The sequence below is a fragment of the Streptomyces sp. NPDC028907 genome (assembly GCF_055564995.1).
Genome location: NZ_JBVHVE010000008.1, coordinates 49,338 through 64,663 on the forward strand (window position 1 = coordinate 49,338; position 15,326 = coordinate 64,663).

The following is a 15,326-nucleotide window of genomic DNA, read 5'->3' on the forward strand; positions in this document are numbered from 1 at the left end:
ATCACAGCTGCAGGCTCACCCCGTGTTCCCGCAGCCAGGTGTTGACCTGCAACGCCATCTCGACGTTCATCCGGTGCAGCCAGTCCTGCGCCGCCGCCTCGCCCGCGGGCGTGATGACATGGCGCGCCTTCTGCGGATCCAGCAGCGGCAGGACCGGAGCGGCCGGGTCGGCCAGCATCTCGGCGAACTCCTGGTGCAGCGCTTTGGTGTAAGTGGCGTCCTGGCTCACCGGGAAGGGTGCCTTGGGCCGTTCGAGAACCTGCTCGGGCAGCAGGTCGGCCGCTGCGGCGCGCAGCAGGCTCTTCTCCCGGCCGTCGAACGTCTTCATCTCCCAGGGGATGTTGTACGCGTACTGCACCAGCCGGTGGTCGCAGAAGGGTACCCGCACCTCCAGCCCGGAGATCATGCTGAGCCGGTCGTTGCGGTCCAGCAGCCTGGGCAGCCAGTGCGTCAGATGGAGGTGACAGATCTCGCGGGCCCGGCGCTGCTCGGGATCCTCGCCGGGCAGTCGGGGGATCTCCGCCATCGCCTGAACGTAGCGCTCCGCGTAGTAACCGTCCATGTCGAGGCGGGACTTGAAGGCCGCGGAGAGCAGCCCCTGGCCCAGCCCCTCGCGGGTGCCCGGATGCCACTGCTCGAACCCGACCCAGGGGAACTGCTCCTGGTCCGCCAGGTCGGGTATGTGCACCCAGCTGTAACCACCGAAGATCTCGTCGGCGCTCTCGCCGGTCAACGCGACCGTGGAGTGCCCGCGTACCCCCGCGAACGCCTGGTAGGTCGAGGTGTCCATGTCGCCGAACGGGGCCGGGACGTCCTGGGCGCGCAGTACGGTGCGCCGGGCCGCCGTGTCGATCAGGTCCGCGGTGGTGAGCTCGATCTCCAGGTGGTCCGCACCGATGTGCTCGGCGACGGCTCGTGCGTACGGTGCGTCCGGCGCGCTGCGCACCAGGTCGGGCTGGAAGTTGTCGCTGTAGCCGCGGTAGGTGACGGTCGTGGTGCGTACCCGGCCGCCGCCCTCGCGGGCCAGGGCGCGGGCGGCGAGCGCGGCGACGGTGCTGGAGTCGAGGCCGCCGGAGAGCAGCACGCTCAACGGTACGTCGGAGACCAGCTCGCGGGCCACGCTGCTCTCCAGCAGCCCGCGCACCTTGCGGATCGTCTCGTCGAGGCCGTCCTCGTGCGGGCGGGCCTGAAGCTGCCAGTACCTGCGCAGCACCAGGCCGCCCGGACCGTAGGTCAGGGTGTGGCCGGGCGGCAGCTCGCGGATGTCGCGGTACACGCTCTCGCCGGGAGCGCGGGCCATGGAGAAGAGCACCCGCAGCCCGTCGAGGTCGACGACCGGGCGGACGGCCGGGTGGGCGAGCAGGGCCTTGGGCTCTGATCCGAAGACCAGGCCGTCCTGGACCCGCGCGTACGACAGCGGCTTGATGCCGAAGCGGTCGCGGGCGAGGAACAGCGTACGGCGGCGTACGTCCCACACCGCGAAGGCGAACATGCCCTCCAGCCGTTCCACGCAGTCCTCGCCCCACTCCAGATAGGCGTGGAGCACCACTTCGGTGTCGCTGCGGGTGCGAAAACGGTGGCCGAGGGCGGTCAGCTCCTCGCGCAGTTCCCGGAAGTTGTAGACCTCGCCGTTGTAGGCGAGGACCGCGGGCGGCTCCTGGTCGTCGGCCGGGCCGTCCGCCGGGGCGGTCATGGGCTGGCGGCCGCCCTCGATGTCGATGACCGCCAGCCTGGTCTGCATCAGCGTTGCCTGCCGGTCCGCCCACACGCCCTGGTCGTCCGGGCCGCGGCAGGCCATCGCCCGCACCATGCCTGAGGCGACTGCGGGGTCCTCCCGGGCCGGACCGCTCTCGTGGCGGGCCCAGCCTGCGATGCCGCACATGACGGGTCTCCTTCCGTGGCCTGTCGGTTCCGTGATGCGCAACGATCTCCTGGGACGCTCGAAGCCTCATGGAGACGTGCTGGACCGCGGGCGGTGTACGGAGCCGGGATCACGCCCGCGCGCCCTCGCGGCGGTAGGCGGGGATGAGGATCGCGCCGACCGTGAGGTGGAGCAGTACCAGGGTGATCCGGTTGCCCGCGGTCAGGCCCTGCGCGAACAGGGGCGCGAACAGCGAGAGGACGAGTACGGCCACGGCGACCCCCGTCCACACGGCCCGGCCGCGGCTGCTCCTGCGCTCCAGGAGGGCCAGCAGGCCCCAGCCCAGCAGGGAGACGACCGCCACCGAGATCGGCACGGCGGGGAAGACGAGTTCGGTGGTGGTGGTCGAGCCGGGGCCGTCGGGGGTGCGCACGTCGATGTCGAGCACCGAGTGGGCGATGACCCAGATCAGCGAGCCGGCGACGACGGCGCCCACGACGGCGAGGACTCGGGTGCGGGCCGTGCTCGCGGTGCGGGTGGCGGTGCGGTTCTCGGGCATGTCCGGCCTCCTGGGGTCCTGAAGGGGATGGCCATCCGACGCGGTCGCGACGGCGACGGCCATTTTAATGTTCAAGAGCATATGCATGACGTTCGCATATAATGGTCGCACGGCAAGGAATGCTGAGTCCACAGGAATGCTGGAACCACACGATGTCGAGTAACCTCGCAGTGTGAACGGTGCAGACACCAAGCAGGGCAACAGCCGTCAGGAGAGCGGTTCTGAGGGGCCCCGCGAGGCTCCTGTGGAGGCGGACGTGCTGAGCGCCGTCGAACTGGCGATGATCCGGATCCGGCGCCGGCAGGCCAGACGCAGCCTGGCCCGGCCCGTCGTGAAGGGCATGGCAGAGCCCGTGGACCTCAACACACTCAGTGTCATCGACGCGGTCGACGAGGGACTGAGCGAGCAGGGCGGCGACGTCACCGTGGGGTTCGTCGCGGACCGGCTCAGCATCGACCCGTCACGGGCCAGCAGGATCGTCGCCGACGCGGTCAAGGCCGGCTTCGTGCGCAGGGTCGCCTCACAGGAGGACGGCCGGCGCAGCTGCCTGGAGCTGACCCGGGCGGGCCGTGACGCCGTCGCCGCCGCGCACCGTACCCGACAGGCCTTCTACAGCACCGTGCTCCAGGACTGGGGCGGCGACGAGCAGCGGGAGTTTGCCCGGCTGCTCACCAAGTTCGTGAGTTCGCTGGACAACTCCGCGGCGGCCGGCTGAACCGGGCCGGCCCCGCCGTGGGCGGCACCCTTCTCACCGTCCTATCGGACTTCGAGTGACCTTCGAGCCCGCCCGGCCAGTCTGATCGCGCCAGAACCCCGCATACCGACGGCGCGTCAGAGCCCCGCTGCCGCGGGAGGTCCGCGCCTGTCCCGAAGGAGGCGCGACGGTGAGTGCGACAGACCGGACAGACGGGCGGCGAGCCCCGCACGCAAGCGGCGACCGACGGCCGCCCACGGACACGGTCCGCCAAGCCGCCGCGGCCACGGCGCCGGTGGGGCCCCCGCCCGCCGTCGGCTGGGCCTACGCCATGGTGATCGTGGCGACACTCGCCGCGATCGCGAGCAACGTCTTCGAAATCGCCCATCAGATCGAGACCGGCGTCGCCGGTGCGGCCACCACCGGCGATCTGGCCCTGACCATCGCCTTCTGCGCGCTGTTCGGCTTCTTCGCCGAGATGCTACGGGCGGGCCGCCAGTGGGGGCGGGTGCTGCTCACCGTGTTCACCGCCCTGGGTCTGGTGTTCACCGGTCTCGGTCTCGCCCAGCTCGGCGGACGGCCCCTGGTCGGGCCGCTGCAGGCGAGCCTCGCCGTCGCCAGCCTGGTGCCCTCGGTCATCGGCCTGGTCCTGCTGTACGTCCCCTCCGTCAACCGGTGGATGGGGCAGGTGCGCGGGCGCAACCGCACCATCTCGCAGCGGATGCGCAAGGCGGTGCTCACCGCCCATGTGGCCATCTCCGTCGGCTGGCTGGGGCTGGTGACGGGCATGTTCGCCATGTCGGTCTCCGGGGCCACCACGAGCGATGCCGAGCAGCAGGCCGCGGTGTACCGCATCATGTCCATGCTCGATGAGATCTTCCTCGGAATGACCAGCATGTTCGCGCTGATCACCGGGATCATCGTGGGCGCCGGCACCAAGTGGGGGCTGCTGCAGCGCAGGTGGGTGGCCGTCAAGTTCTTCACCACGATGGGGGTGATGGTGCTCGGCTTCTCCGTGATCCACCAGCTGATCCTGCGCGCCAACGAACTGGTCGACCAGGGGGCCCCGGTGCGCGGTGGCGAACTGGACACGGTCGGCTGGTCCATGACCGCGGCGGCGGCGGTCGCCCTGCTCTCGCTGGTCTTCATGACGGCCGTGTCCACCTACAAGCCGTGGGGCCCCACGCGCCGGGGGCGCCGGCAATCCCCGCGGGCCGCGGCCCGCTGACCGCCGCCCCCGTCCCTCATCCGTTGCCCGGTCCACCCGTAGTCCGTCGCCCGGCCCCCGTACGCCTTGAAAGGATCACCATGACGCCGATTCAGGACACTCAGGTCCTGCGTCACAGCCGACTCCTGGGAGTCGGTGTGTACCGCCCCGAGCGCTCCGTGCCCAACACCGAGATCGCCGAGCGGACCGGACTCGACCCGGACTGGATCGAGCGCCGCTCGGGCATACGCTCGCGTCGTTACGCCTCCGTCGACGAGACCCTGCCCATGATGGCGACCGCCGCCGCCGAGAAGGCGCTCGCCGCGGCCGGTGTCGGGGCCGAGCAGATCGGTACGGTCATTCTGGCCACCATCACCTCCATGGAGCAGATGCCCGCTGTGGCGGTGGAGGTCGCGCACCGGCTGGGCGCCGGACAGGCGGCCGCCTTCGACATCTCGGCGGCCTGCGCCGGCTTCTGCCACGCCGTCGCGCTCGCCAGTGACCTGGTCCGCATGGGGCGCTCCGACCATGTGCTGGTCATCGGGGCCGAGCGGATGACCGACATCCTCGACCACTCCGACCGCGACACCGCGTTCCTGTTCGCCGACGGCGCCGGTGCGGTGGTCGTCGGCCCGTCCGACGAACCGGGGATCGGGCCGGTGGTCTGGCGGGCCGACGGCTCGCGCAACGCCGCACTGAAGATGACCGCACCCTGGCACGACGGGACCGGGGAGCGCTCCGACGACAGGCCCGCCATCACCATGTCGGGCTGGAAGGTCTACCGCTGGGCCACCAACGAACTGGTGCCCGCCACCCAGCGGATGCTGGAGCTGGCCGGTGTGACCGTGGACCAGTTGGACGCCTTCATTCCGCACCAGGCCAACATGCTCATCACCGACTTCGTCGTGGAGCAGCTGGGCCTCACCGAGCGCACGGCTGTCGCCCGTGACATCGTCACCAGCGGCAACAGCTCGGCCGCGTCCATACCGCTGGCCATGGAGGAACTCCTGGCCTCAGGGCAGGCCCCCAGCGGCGGCCTCGCGCTCCTGGCCGGCTTCGGCGCGGGACTGGTCTACGCGGGCCAGGTGGTGCGCCTGCCCTGACCTCCGTCGGCAAGGACCGCGCCAGCGCGAAGCGGGCATCCGCTCCCGAAGGGGGCGGGTGCCCGCTTGCGGTTGCGGTCCGGGAGTGCCGGGCCCACGTCACCGGCCGGGCGGACCGAGCTCTCGCGGACAAGCGCGAGGCGCCGGCTCCGGAGCGTGCCTTCCGCGGATGTGCCGACGCCGACGTCGACGCCGCCCGTCACCGGCGCAGCGGCTTCCCGGCGGGATCGCGCGGCGCGTGAGCCTGCCCGGCCGAGGCGCTGACAGGTGGAGCGGCATGCCGACGGCGGCGGTGCGGACTCCTCCCGCCGCCTGCCCCCGGCGGCGCGTCGGCATGCGGAAGTGCCGTGGGGAGTGAGCACCCCCACGGCACATGGCACATGGAACACGGAACACGGAACACACACAGCGCAAGGCACATGCCCCGGTGAGCCGCCGGACGGTCAGTACGCGGCGGTCACCTCGAACAGCGCGAACGGGCTGGTGCGTTCCCCGTCCTGGTACGGACGCAGCGGCGAGGTCGTGCCGCGGTGGGAGGAGCCCGCCTCCCAGTCGTGGAACGCGGCCATGCTCTCCCACTCGCTGAGCACCGCGTACGCACTGGGATCCGTGACGTCGCGCAGCAACTCGTTGCCCAGCAGTCCCGGCGTACCGGCCAGATCCTTGCTGATCCGGTGGTACGCCTCTGCCACCGCGGGCACGTCCGCCTCGGCGGCCCGCAGGTACAGCAGGATCCGCACCCGGCCGGCCGCGGCCGGCCCGGCCCCGTTCATCCGGCCACCTCCACCAGGTGCATCATCGCCAGCGAGCCGCCGGTCCGGTACGGGTGCAGCTTCTCGCGGTGGCGGACGTGCTCCGGGCTGCTCTCGAAGGAGAGGAAGGACTCGCGGTCCGTCCAGTCGCTCACCACGTAGTACACGGACTCCTCCTGCGCGCTGCGCGCCAGGGTGTGGCCCAGGTTCGCGGGCTGCGCCGTGACCTCCTTGCTGCCTTCGGCCCAGACCTTCTCGAACTCCGCCTGAAGGCCCGGCTTGACCTGGACGGTCAGCAGCACCCGGAATGAGCCGACCTGCTCCGCCATCTCAGACACCCCCGTCGACGTGCAGCGTCTCGCCGTTGACGTACGTGGACAGCTCGCTCGCGAGGAACAGCACGGCGCCGGCGATCTCGTCCGGCCGCCCGAAGCGGCCCAGCGCCATCATGCGCAGGTACCGCTCGTTGTACGCGGCGCGCTGCTCCTCGGTCAGCTCGTCCGGCTCCGAGGTGTCGATGACGCCCGGTGCCACGACGTTGAACCGGATGCCCCGGCCGCCGAGTTCCTTGCACAGCGAGCGGGTGAGCCCGACGAGACCGGCCTTGGAGGCGGTGTAGTGGCCGCGCAGCGGGATGCCCGCCATGGCGCCGCGGGAGCCGATGTTGATCACCGAGGAGCCCTCGCGCAGCAGCGGCAAGGCCTTGCTGATCACCATGAACGGGCCGGTGAGGTTGGTGGTGACGACCCGCTCCCACTCCTCGAACGGCAGCTCGGCGAACGGGACCTGGCTGATCACGCCCGCGTTGTTGACCAGTACGTCCAGCGTCTCGAACCGGCTGCGGCACTCCGACAGCAGCAGTTCGACCCCCTCGGCGGTGCCGACATCGGCCCGTACCAGCACATGGTCGCCACCGATCTCCTTCAGCTCACGGGCCAGGCTGTCCACCGCCTCGCCCTCCTGCCGGTAGCAGGTGACCACCGTGGCGCCGGCCTTGGCCAGTGCCAGGACGACGGCCCGCCCGATGCCCCGGCTGCCGCCGGTGACCAGCGCGTTCTTGCCCACCAGCCGAAGTTCCATACCAACCTCCGTCATTGTGCGGCCTGCGCCGCGTCGGATCGGTCCGTTCACCGGCCGGCCGGGACGGGACGGCACTCCAGGACCGCCCAGCGCCCGGCCACCGGCTCGTTCACCAGCTCGAAGCCCGCGGTCGCCAGCAGCGCACGCCACTGGTCCTCGCCGCGCTCGCGCCCGCCGAACCGGATGAGCATGTCCAGGTCGAGGAGCTTGCCGCGGTCCCACTGGTTGGCGGGGCCCACCAGGAACTCGCAGATCAGCAGACGCCCGTCGGGACGGTCCTGGAGCGCGGCGCGGATCCGGCCGAGGATCGCCGCCGCCCGCTCGTCGTCCCAGTCGTGCAGCACGGCCTTGAGCACGTACGCGTCCCGGCCCGCGGGCAGCTCCTCGAAGAAGTCGCCCGGGACCACCTCGACGCGGTCCGCGACCCCCGCCTCCTCGAAGATCTTGTGCGCCTCCTCGACCACGGCCGGGCGGTCGATGAGCGTGCCGCGCACCTGCGGATGGTCCCCCAGCAGCTCCGCGAGGAACCAGCCGCGCCCGCCGCCGACGTCGGCGATCCGCTCGAAGCGGCCGAAGTCGAAGCTGTCGAGCAGCATCCGCGCGGTGGCCCGGCTCATGCCCGTCATCGCGCGGTCGAACAGCGCACCCGCCTGCGGGACCTGCTCCAGATGCGCGAAGAAGCCGTGGCCGTAGGCGGCCTCGAACGCGGGCTCACCGGTCCGCACGGTGTGCATCAGCCGGCCGTACGAGCGCCACAGCATCTCGTCGCCGTTGTAGAGGACCATGTCCCGCTGGCTGCCGGGCACGTCGGAGCGCAGGGCCTGGCTCATGTCGGTGAGCGTGTACCGCCCGTCCTGCTGCTCGGCGAACACGCCGAAAGCGGCGGCGACCCGCAGTACGCGGCCCAGGGAGTCCGCGTGGGTGCTGGTCCGCGCGGCCAGCTCCGCCACCGTGAGCGGGCCGTCGGCCAGCTCGTCGGCGACGCCGAGTTCGGCGACCACGTGCAGCACACGGGATATCCGTTTGCCGTCCGTCAGCAGCAGAAGCCGTACATGGGGCGGCAGGGCGGCGGTCATCGCCGGGCCGACCACACCGGTCATGGTGTCCACACCTACTCCTAGGCCGAAGGGGTTGGATGACGGGGCGTCAGGTGACGGGCGTCAGATGAGTACGGCGGCGGCGCTCACGTTGGCCAGCAGCGCCGCGACGGCGAGCGCGCCCCGCACGCGGTTCCAGCGGATCCAGCGCTCGCGTGGGTCGCGGCGGTCGAAGTCGGCCGGCAGGTTCTGCGGGTCGAGGGTCGACAGCCAGCGATTGATCGGCACGTTCTTGGTGAGTGACACCGTCATGGCGGCGAGCAGCAGCAGCGCGCCCGCCGCGACGAGCGACCGCACAACGAGCCCGGGCGCGGTGATCGCCAGGGCCACGTCGCACAGCAGGCAGCTGAGCAGCGAGACCGGCATGAACGGGTCGAAGCGGGTGACCAGGCCCTTGTGCACCGGGACGTACATCCCGGTGGGCAGGGTCGTGAACAGCGGCGCCGCGAGGACCGAGATGGCCAGGCCGCCGGCCGCGAGTCCGCCGGCGAGCAGAGCCACAGGCATCAGTACCCGGACGAAGTCGACCACGAGTCACCTCCCGACCTGACCACCGCTCGGTGCGGTGGGCCGCTGCCTCGACTGTCGGAGCAGCGGGTCGAAGCGGACTCGAAGACCACTCGACGATCACCGGCGGCCGGGGTCCTGCCGCGCGCGGCCACGCCGTCGAGCCCTCCTCCACAGCGAATCGAGCAGCCGGCGGCACGGTGGCGGACACACACCGTCAGGACTGGGAGTCGTGATGCTTGAGGAAGTGCTGGCCGGGGTCGTGCTCACCGGGGCGGGGACCGTCACGGGTATTTTCGTGGCGGTACTCGTCAGTGTGGCCCCCGCAATGTCGGCCATGGGACGCGTGGACTATCTCCAGGCGCATGCCCTGCTGGGCAAGGGCTACCACCCGCTGATGCCGATTCTGGTCAACGTCGTGACGCTCAGCGGCTTCGCTCTCGGCTTTCTCGCCGAGGCGCCCGGCCAGGTGCTGTTCCCCGTGGCGTCCGTGCTGCTCATCGGCGTGCAGGCGGTATCGCACCTCGGGAACGTCCCGATCAACCGCTCGCTGAGCCGGCTCGCCGCCGACGGCCCGTGGCAGGACCCGAGGCCGCTGTGGCGCGCCTGGCACCGGCTGCGCACGGCGCTGGCCGCGCTCGCCCTGCTCGTCGACACCGTCGCGGTGCTCGCCACCCGCTGAAGCCCCGCAAGAGGAGGAGAACCGCCATGCCACTGGACGCGATCACGTACCGTGTCCGTCCCGGCCACGAGGACGAACTCACCGAGGTCTTCGCGCCGCACAACTTCACCCGGGTCGACTCGCCCGTCATCAAGGACGGCTCGGGGGAAACCATCGGAATGCTGCTCGGAACCGGCCTCTTCGTCCAGGGAGACACCCTGGTCAGGGTGATCCACCACGACGGTGCGGGCGCCGCCCAGATCGCCCGGCACATGTCTGTGCAGAAGGGCGTCCACGAGGCCGAGCGGGCGATCCTGCCCTACCTCGTCGAGCCGCGTGACACCGAGACCCCGGAAGGCTTCAGGGATCACTTCCACCGCAGCCTGATGACCGTACTGGAACAGCACAGCCCCGACGAGCGGCCCGCGGCCGGCACCGTGGCCGTGCGGTATCCGCTGCGCCCGGGAGCGGGGGACGAACTGGCCGCTGCCCGCGCGACCGCGAACCGCAGGGCGTCCCTGCCCCTGTCCGAGGACCACCCGACGATCGTCCGCACGGCGCTGTTCCTGCACGAGGACACCCTGGTCCGCGTCGTGCAGTACGACGGCCACCCCTACGACGTCGTCAGCTTCCTGACGGACCGTTGCTTCGGCCAGGACGCCGACCGGTGGCTGGAGCCGTATCTGCGCAACTCCGAGCGGCCCTCCCACCCGGACGCCTATCTGGCGCTCGTCCACGAGCAGGCCATGCTGTCGATCGCGCACATGTCGGTGCTGGGCGTGGACTGACCCGCCGGGCGGCGAGATCCGCGCCGCCGAACGGCGAAACCGCCGCCGTGCCCAGGGCACGGCGGCGGTTTCCGGTTGCGGCTGTCGCGCCCGTCGTCACACCTCGGGGTGGTCGAACCACTCGCCCAGCTTGGTGCCCATGAGCGGGCTGCCGCGCAGCTTCAGCTTCCCGGTGAGGAACGCCTTGGCCCCGGGCAGCTTGCCGACACCCATGGCCAGCATGTCGGGGAGCTTGATCCCGATGGTGATGTCGGGGGCCTCGTGCAGGCCCTTGTCGGTCCGGCAGGTGCCGGACTCGACGTGCACATAGTGCAGCTTCTGGCCCTCACCGGAGGCGATGTCGAACTGGAAGACGCCCTTTTGCCCCTTCGCCTTCTCCGGGTTGAACTCGGAGACGAGCAGGTCGAATATCAGCGTCAGCGCGGCGTCCAGACCGCCCTCGCGCCCGGCCACGGCGGCTTCGAGCTCCTTGGCGGGCACCGACTCGACCAGCTCGATCAGCTCGGCGACCTGTTCCTGCTGCAGACTCATCGTTTCCTCCCGTTTCCTCAGGCTTCGGCCGTGGCGGCCGGTGACAGTTCATGGAGTGGTTCGAGCAGCTGCATCTCGCCGTCCGCCCGCATGGGCCACAGCCGCTGCAGATACGCCTGCTGCTCGGGGCTGCGCTCGAATGCCCGGAAGGACGGCTCGTCGGTCCAGTCGGTCAGCACCGTGTAGTGACCGCTCTCCCCGCTCAGCCGCAGCAGCTGCTGACCGTGGTTGTCCGGGAACCGCCGGACGGTGCGCGCATGGGTGCGCCACAACTGCTCGAACTCCGCCTCGCGCCCCGGCACGATCCGGATCCTCAGCAGCACCCGCAGTCCGGGCGTCATCGGCCCACCGCCGCGCGTTGTGCGGCGGCCTTCTCCACCAGCTCCTTGATCCGGGCCATCTCCCGGCGGGTGTTGGTGTTCAGCCGCTCGGCCATCTCCGCGTTGCCGAACGGCAGCCCCGGCCGGACCTCGAACTCCTGCCGCCAGCGCATCTCCACACCGCCGTCGGTCTCGGCGTAAGTCCAGTGGAGGTTCATGAACTCGAAGGGGCCCGTCTCGATCCGCCGCGCCCGCACCGTACGGCTGACGGGGTCGGGCGTGCGCTCGGAGACCCAGCTCCAGACGTTGCCGTCGTCGTCGGGGCGGAGCGTGAGCCGGAAGCGGACCGTGTCACCGTCGCGTTCGAGGATCTCCGCGGCGGCGTACTCGGAGAACAGCTCCGGCCAGGACGCGACGTCGTTGGTCATCTCCCACACCAGCTCCATGGGTGCGTCGACGACGATGCTGTTGTCGGTGACTGCCATGTCAGGCCGCCGCGAGGCTGTTGTTGACGTAGTCGATCACGGCCTTCGGGCTGTCCATCGTCTCGATGGCCTCGTCCGGTATCTGCAGCCCGTACTCCCGCTGGATCTGGCTGGCGATCTCGAGCACCGCGAGGGAGTCGTAGCCGATCTCGGTGAAGGCCGTGGCGAGGTCGGTCTCGGCGAGGTCGAGTTCGTCGAGCTCGCCGACGCAGCGGCTGACGATGGCCTTGAGGTCCTCGAAGGTCATGGTGTTGCTCATCTGTTCCTCCTGCAGGGTGCGTCAGGGTCGGTGGCTGAACGGGTGGTGCGGTCGACGACATGTGTTCTGGGCCCCGTGGACGGCGGCCGGCCGGCGACGCGCGGTGCGGGTGCGGGTGTCACACGGACTTGAGGACCACGGCCGCGTTGAAACCTCCGTATCCACGGGCCAGGACCAGCGCGGTCCGCAGCCGGGCCTCCCGTGGCTGCCCGGTGACCAGGTCGAGGCCGTGTGCCGCGGACGGCCGGGAATGGACCGTCGGCGGGATCACCTGGTCACGCAGGGCCAGGACGGCGGCCGCGGTGTCGAGCGCCGCGCCACCGGCGTAGAGGCGGCCCGTCATGGTCTTGGGGACCGTGACCGGGACCCCTCCCGGGCCGAAGACCGCGCTGAGGGCCTCGGCCTCCTGCCGGTCGAGTTCCGGCACGCCGTAGCCGTCGGCGAAGACGACGTCGACGTCCGGGGCCGCCATCCGGGCGTCCGCCAGGGCGAGTTCGGCCGCGCGACGCAGTCCGGGCGGGCGGCCTGAGCCGGGCCGTGGATCGAAGGCGGCCGCATAGCCCGCGAGTTCGGCGTAGATCCGCCGCGCCCCCCGGGCCCGCGCGTCGTCCCTGCTCTCCAGGAGGAGAATCGCGCCCCCCTCGCCGGGTACGTAGCCGCTCGCCTCCTCGTCGAAGGGCACATACGCGCGGTCGGGCCGCGACTCCTCGCTGACCCGGCCGTTCGCCATCTGGCAGACCAGTCCGTACGGGGACAGCGAGGCGTCCGTGCCGCCGGAGACCACCAGCCGGGTGCCCTTGGCCAGGACCCGGCGGGACTGGCCCAGCGCGTCCAGAGCGCCGGCCTGCTCGGAGCAGACCACACCGCAGGGCCCCCGCATGCCGTGCCGGATGGACAGCTGGCCGGTCGTCGCCGCGTAGAACCACGCGATGGACATGTACGCGCCCACGGCCTGCGGGCCCTCCGTGTACAGCTTCTGCAATTCACGCTGGCCGAACTCGACACCGCCCGAGGAGTTGGCGGTGATGACGGCCATGTCCAGGTCGGCGAGCGAGCCCGGGTCCACCGCCGCGTCCGCCAGCGCCTCGTTGGTCGCGGCGAAGGCGTACTGCGTCATGGCGTCGGTCTCGCTGACCAGCCGCTGCGGCGCGTGGTCCGCCGGGTCGAACCCGACGGCCTCGCCGGCGACCTGCACCGGATAGCGGTCCGGGTCGAACCGGGAGATCCGGCCGAGCCCCGACTTTCCGTCCAGGGTCGCCTGCCACCACGCCTCGCGGTCCAGGCCGTTGGGGGCGACCACGCCCACCCCGGTGATGACCGGCGCGCTCATGCGATCCTCCTCGGCGACGTGAGCACCACGGCGCTCTGGAACCCGCCGAACCCGCTGCCCACGCTGAGGACGACGTCCAGCTCCGCCTCGCGCGCGATGCCCGGCACATAGTCCAGATCGCACTCGGGGTCCGGTTCCTCGTAGTTGGCGGTCGGCGGGATGGTGCCCCGGTCGATGGCCAGCGCGCTGGCCGCGATCTCGATCGAGCCGATCGAGCCGAGCGAGTGCCCGACCATCGACTTGATCGAGCTGACCGGGATGTCGTACGCGTGCTCGCCCAGGCTGCGCTTGTACGCGGCGGTCTCGTGGCGGTCGTTCTGCTTGGTGCCGGAGCCGTGCGCGTTGGCGTAGTCGATCTCGTCGGGGTTGATCCTGGCCTCGTCGAGCGCCGCGGTGATCGCCTCGCCCATCTCGCGGCCGTCGGGACGCAGACCCGTCATGTGGTAGCCGTTGGCGCGCGCCGCGTAGCCGGCCACCTCGCAGTAGATCCGGGCGCCGCGGCGGCGGGCGTGCTCCAGCTCCTCGATCACGAACACGGCGGAGCCCTCGCCCAGGACCAGGCCGTTGCGCCGCCGGTCGAACGGGCGGCAGGCGTGTTCCGGGTCGTCGTTGCTGGTGGACGAGGCGCGCAGGGTGTCGAAGCAGGACACCGTGATCGGGTAGATCGGCGCGTCCGTGGCCCCCGCCACCATCACGTCGGCGGAGCCCTCACGGATCAGGTCGACGGCGTACCCGACGGCGTCGATGCCCGCGCAGCAGCCGGAGCTGACCACGGTCGCCGGCCCCTCGGCCCCCGAGGCCCAGGCCACCTCGGTCGCCAGCGAACTCGACATCACATACGAGTACAGGTGAGGCACCATGTACGACGGGTCGACGAGCCACTCACGGCCGTTGTCGCTGACCGTGCGGTACTCCTGCTCCATGGAGATGGCGTTGCCGACCCCGTTGCCGACGCTCACGCCGATCCGGTGCGGGTCCTCGGCGTCCGTGTCCAGGCCGCTGTCGGCCATCGCCTCGCGGGCCGCGACCAGCGCGAACTGGCCCGCCCGGTCGGTGCGCCGGATCTCCTGGAAGGACAGTCCGGCCTGCTCGGGGTCGAAGTCGCACTCCGCTCCGATGCGGCTGCGAAACGGCGTCGGGTCGAACAGGGTGATACGGCGGGTGGCCGTACGGCCCTTGACGATCATCTCCCAGAACGCCTCCCGGCCGGGCCGGCCCGGGGCGACGACACCGATGCCGGTGATCACCGCGCGTCGGGTCATCGCACGTCCCCCACTTCCGGCAGGGTGCCCTCGCCGGGCAGCGGCTCGCAGTCGACGTGGCCGAGTTCCGGACGCGGGGCGAGCGGACTGAGGAAGAAGGCGACGAAGGCCTGCTCGTCGTAGGGGTTCTCGATGCGGTGCCGCACGCCGATCGGGACCATGAAGGACTCGCCCGGCTCCAGCGTCAGCTCCCTCCCCTCGATGCGGAGCAGGATCCGGCCGCGGATGGTGTGGAAGAACTCCTCGGAGTGCGGATGGTAGTGCTCGGAGACGAACTCGCCCGGCTCCAGCGTGCCTACGCCCATGAACCCCGAGGTGGCTCCACAGGTCTTGGGGCTGAGCAGGACACGCAGATCGCCGCCCCGCTTGCGGTTGGGCGGCACGTCGTCGATGGTGACCTTCGTCAGGTCCGTGGTCTGCATGGGTGCTCCACATATGGGGAGTGGGGACGGACGTCCCGGGAGCCGGGACGGGATGCGGCGGTGTGAATTCAGGGCGTCCAGCTGTAGAAGGACTCGGCCATGGAGTCCTTGGGCTCGCGCCATGACGGGTCGTAGGGCGTCATGTACTGCTGGAGGCGGGTGTTGATGTCCTGGTAGAGCGGGTGGCTGCGGGCCTTGTAGAGGTTGTCGTTGATGCCCTCCTCGGCCTCCACGAGGTGGAAGTACAGGCCGTGGAAGCGGAACAGCGTGCGCCGCTGGACGCCGATCATGTGCGGCAGGTCGGTCGCGTCGGACTCGGCGAACAGAGCGGCCACGTTGTCCGCGTCGTCGTGCTGCATCCGCGCGACGATGAGAGTGCGATGAGCCATGGGACTCCTTCGGTCAGCT

General features: G+C 70.9%; 20 protein-coding genes. 5 read left to right on the plus strand and 15 right to left on the minus strand.

Annotated elements, in window-relative coordinates:
* Position 1 precedes the first annotated feature (1 nt).
* Positions 2–1,882: an asparagine synthase (glutamine-hydrolyzing) gene (gene asnB, locus ACZ4UU_RS24660; RefSeq protein ID WP_471905540.1), complete on the minus strand. Its 1,881-nt coding sequence runs from the start codon at positions 1,880–1,882 to the stop codon at positions 2–4.
* A gap of 109 nt (positions 1,883–1,991) precedes the next feature.
* The gene (locus ACZ4UU_RS24665; RefSeq protein ID WP_471905541.1) at positions 1,992–2,420 is read right to left on the minus strand and encodes a DUF6069 family protein; all 429 of its coding nucleotides are present in this window, start codon (positions 2,418–2,420) and stop codon (positions 1,992–1,994) included.
* A 244-nt stretch (positions 2,421–2,664) separates the two neighbouring features.
* Between ACZ4UU_RS24665 and ACZ4UU_RS24670 the strand changes: the two genes are divergently transcribed.
* The 3 genes from ACZ4UU_RS24670 to ACZ4UU_RS24680 all read left to right on the plus strand — a co-directional run bounded on the left by ACZ4UU_RS24670 (position 2,665) and on the right by ACZ4UU_RS24680 (position 5,424).
* Positions 2,665–3,135: a MarR family winged helix-turn-helix transcriptional regulator gene (locus ACZ4UU_RS24670; RefSeq protein WP_471905850.1), complete on the plus strand. Its 471-nt coding sequence runs from the start codon at positions 2,665–2,667 to the stop codon at positions 3,133–3,135.
* Positions 3,136–3,304: 169 nt separating this feature from the next.
* Complete coding sequence (locus tag ACZ4UU_RS24675) at positions 3,305–4,342, plus strand: hypothetical protein (RefSeq protein WP_471905542.1); 1,038 nt, start codon at positions 3,305–3,307, stop codon at positions 4,340–4,342.
* A gap of 80 nt (positions 4,343–4,422) precedes the next feature.
* A complete protein-coding gene (locus ACZ4UU_RS24680; protein ID WP_471905543.1) occupies positions 4,423–5,424 on the plus strand; it encodes a beta-ketoacyl-ACP synthase 3 in 1,002 nt (333 codons plus the stop codon).
* 443 nt (positions 5,425–5,867) lie between these two features.
* Here ACZ4UU_RS24680 and ACZ4UU_RS24685 read toward each other — a convergent pair whose 3' ends face one another.
* From ACZ4UU_RS24685 to ACZ4UU_RS24705, 5 genes are read right to left on the minus strand one after another with little or no spacing between them, the layout of a single operon-like run.
* A complete protein-coding gene (locus tag ACZ4UU_RS24685; RefSeq protein ID WP_471905544.1) occupies positions 5,868–6,197 on the minus strand; it encodes an antibiotic biosynthesis monooxygenase family protein in 330 nt (109 codons plus the stop codon).
* Positions 6,194–6,505 (minus strand): antibiotic biosynthesis monooxygenase family protein, encoded by a 312-nt coding sequence (locus ACZ4UU_RS24690; protein WP_471905545.1) that lies wholly within the window; start codon positions 6,503–6,505, stop codon positions 6,194–6,196. The genes ACZ4UU_RS24685 and ACZ4UU_RS24690 overlap by 4 nt, the downstream gene beginning before the upstream one ends.
* Position 6,506: 1 nt before the next feature.
* Positions 6,507–7,256: an SDR family NAD(P)-dependent oxidoreductase gene (locus tag ACZ4UU_RS24695; protein ID WP_471905546.1), complete on the minus strand. Its 750-nt coding sequence runs from the start codon at positions 7,254–7,256 to the stop codon at positions 6,507–6,509.
* Between the two features lie 47 nt (positions 7,257–7,303).
* Positions 7,304–8,356: a methyltransferase gene (locus ACZ4UU_RS24700; protein WP_471905851.1), complete on the minus strand. Its 1,053-nt coding sequence runs from the start codon at positions 8,354–8,356 to the stop codon at positions 7,304–7,306.
* 60 nt (positions 8,357–8,416) lie between these two features.
* Positions 8,417–8,884, minus strand: coding sequence for an anthrone oxygenase family protein (locus ACZ4UU_RS24705; protein ID WP_471905547.1), 468 nt, complete (start codon positions 8,882–8,884; stop codon positions 8,417–8,419).
* A 211-nt stretch (positions 8,885–9,095) separates the two neighbouring features.
* Between ACZ4UU_RS24705 and ACZ4UU_RS24710 the strand changes: the two genes are divergently transcribed.
* Positions 9,096–9,542 (plus strand): anthrone oxygenase family protein, encoded by a 447-nt coding sequence (locus ACZ4UU_RS24710; protein ID WP_471905548.1) that lies wholly within the window; start codon positions 9,096–9,098, stop codon positions 9,540–9,542.
* Positions 9,543–9,568: 26 nt separating this feature from the next.
* On the plus strand, positions 9,569–10,309 hold the full coding sequence (locus ACZ4UU_RS24715; protein WP_471905549.1) for a SchA/CurD-like domain-containing protein: 741 nt from the start codon (positions 9,569–9,571) through the stop codon (positions 10,307–10,309).
* Positions 10,310–10,405: 96 nt separating this feature from the next.
* Here ACZ4UU_RS24715 and ACZ4UU_RS24720 read toward each other — a convergent pair whose 3' ends face one another.
* The 8 genes from ACZ4UU_RS24720 to ACZ4UU_RS24755 form a co-directional block, all read right to left on the minus strand.
* Positions 10,406–10,840, minus strand: coding sequence for an SCP2 sterol-binding domain-containing protein (locus ACZ4UU_RS24720; RefSeq protein ID WP_471905550.1), 435 nt, complete (start codon positions 10,838–10,840; stop codon positions 10,406–10,408).
* A 17-nt stretch (positions 10,841–10,857) separates the two neighbouring features.
* Positions 10,858–11,181 (minus strand): antibiotic biosynthesis monooxygenase family protein, encoded by a 324-nt coding sequence (locus tag ACZ4UU_RS24725; protein ID WP_471905551.1) that lies wholly within the window; start codon positions 11,179–11,181, stop codon positions 10,858–10,860.
* Positions 11,178–11,645, minus strand: coding sequence for an SRPBCC family protein (locus ACZ4UU_RS24730; RefSeq protein WP_471905552.1), 468 nt, complete (start codon positions 11,643–11,645; stop codon positions 11,178–11,180). The genes ACZ4UU_RS24725 and ACZ4UU_RS24730 overlap by 4 nt, the downstream gene beginning before the upstream one ends.
* Before the next feature lies 1 nt (position 11,646).
* Complete coding sequence (locus tag ACZ4UU_RS24735; protein ID WP_471905553.1) at positions 11,647–11,904, minus strand: acyl carrier protein; 258 nt, start codon at positions 11,902–11,904, stop codon at positions 11,647–11,649.
* Positions 11,905–12,022: 118 nt separating this feature from the next.
* Positions 12,023–13,234: a ketosynthase chain-length factor gene (locus tag ACZ4UU_RS24740; protein WP_471905554.1), complete on the minus strand. Its 1,212-nt coding sequence runs from the start codon at positions 13,232–13,234 to the stop codon at positions 12,023–12,025.
* The gene (locus ACZ4UU_RS24745; protein WP_471905555.1) at positions 13,231–14,496 is read right to left on the minus strand and encodes a beta-ketoacyl-[acyl-carrier-protein] synthase family protein; all 1,266 of its coding nucleotides are present in this window, start codon (positions 14,494–14,496) and stop codon (positions 13,231–13,233) included. Before ACZ4UU_RS24745 ends, ACZ4UU_RS24740 begins: the two co-directional genes overlap by 4 nt.
* Positions 14,493–14,918, minus strand: a complete 426-nt coding sequence (locus ACZ4UU_RS24750; RefSeq protein ID WP_471905556.1) for a cupin domain-containing protein — start codon at positions 14,916–14,918, stop codon at positions 14,493–14,495. Before ACZ4UU_RS24750 ends, ACZ4UU_RS24745 begins: the two co-directional genes overlap by 4 nt.
* 68 nt (positions 14,919–14,986) lie before the next feature.
* Positions 14,987–15,307, minus strand: a complete 321-nt coding sequence (locus ACZ4UU_RS24755) for a TcmI family type II polyketide cyclase (protein ID WP_471905557.1) — start codon at positions 15,305–15,307, stop codon at positions 14,987–14,989.
* Between the last annotated feature and the right edge of the window lie 19 nt (positions 15,308–15,326).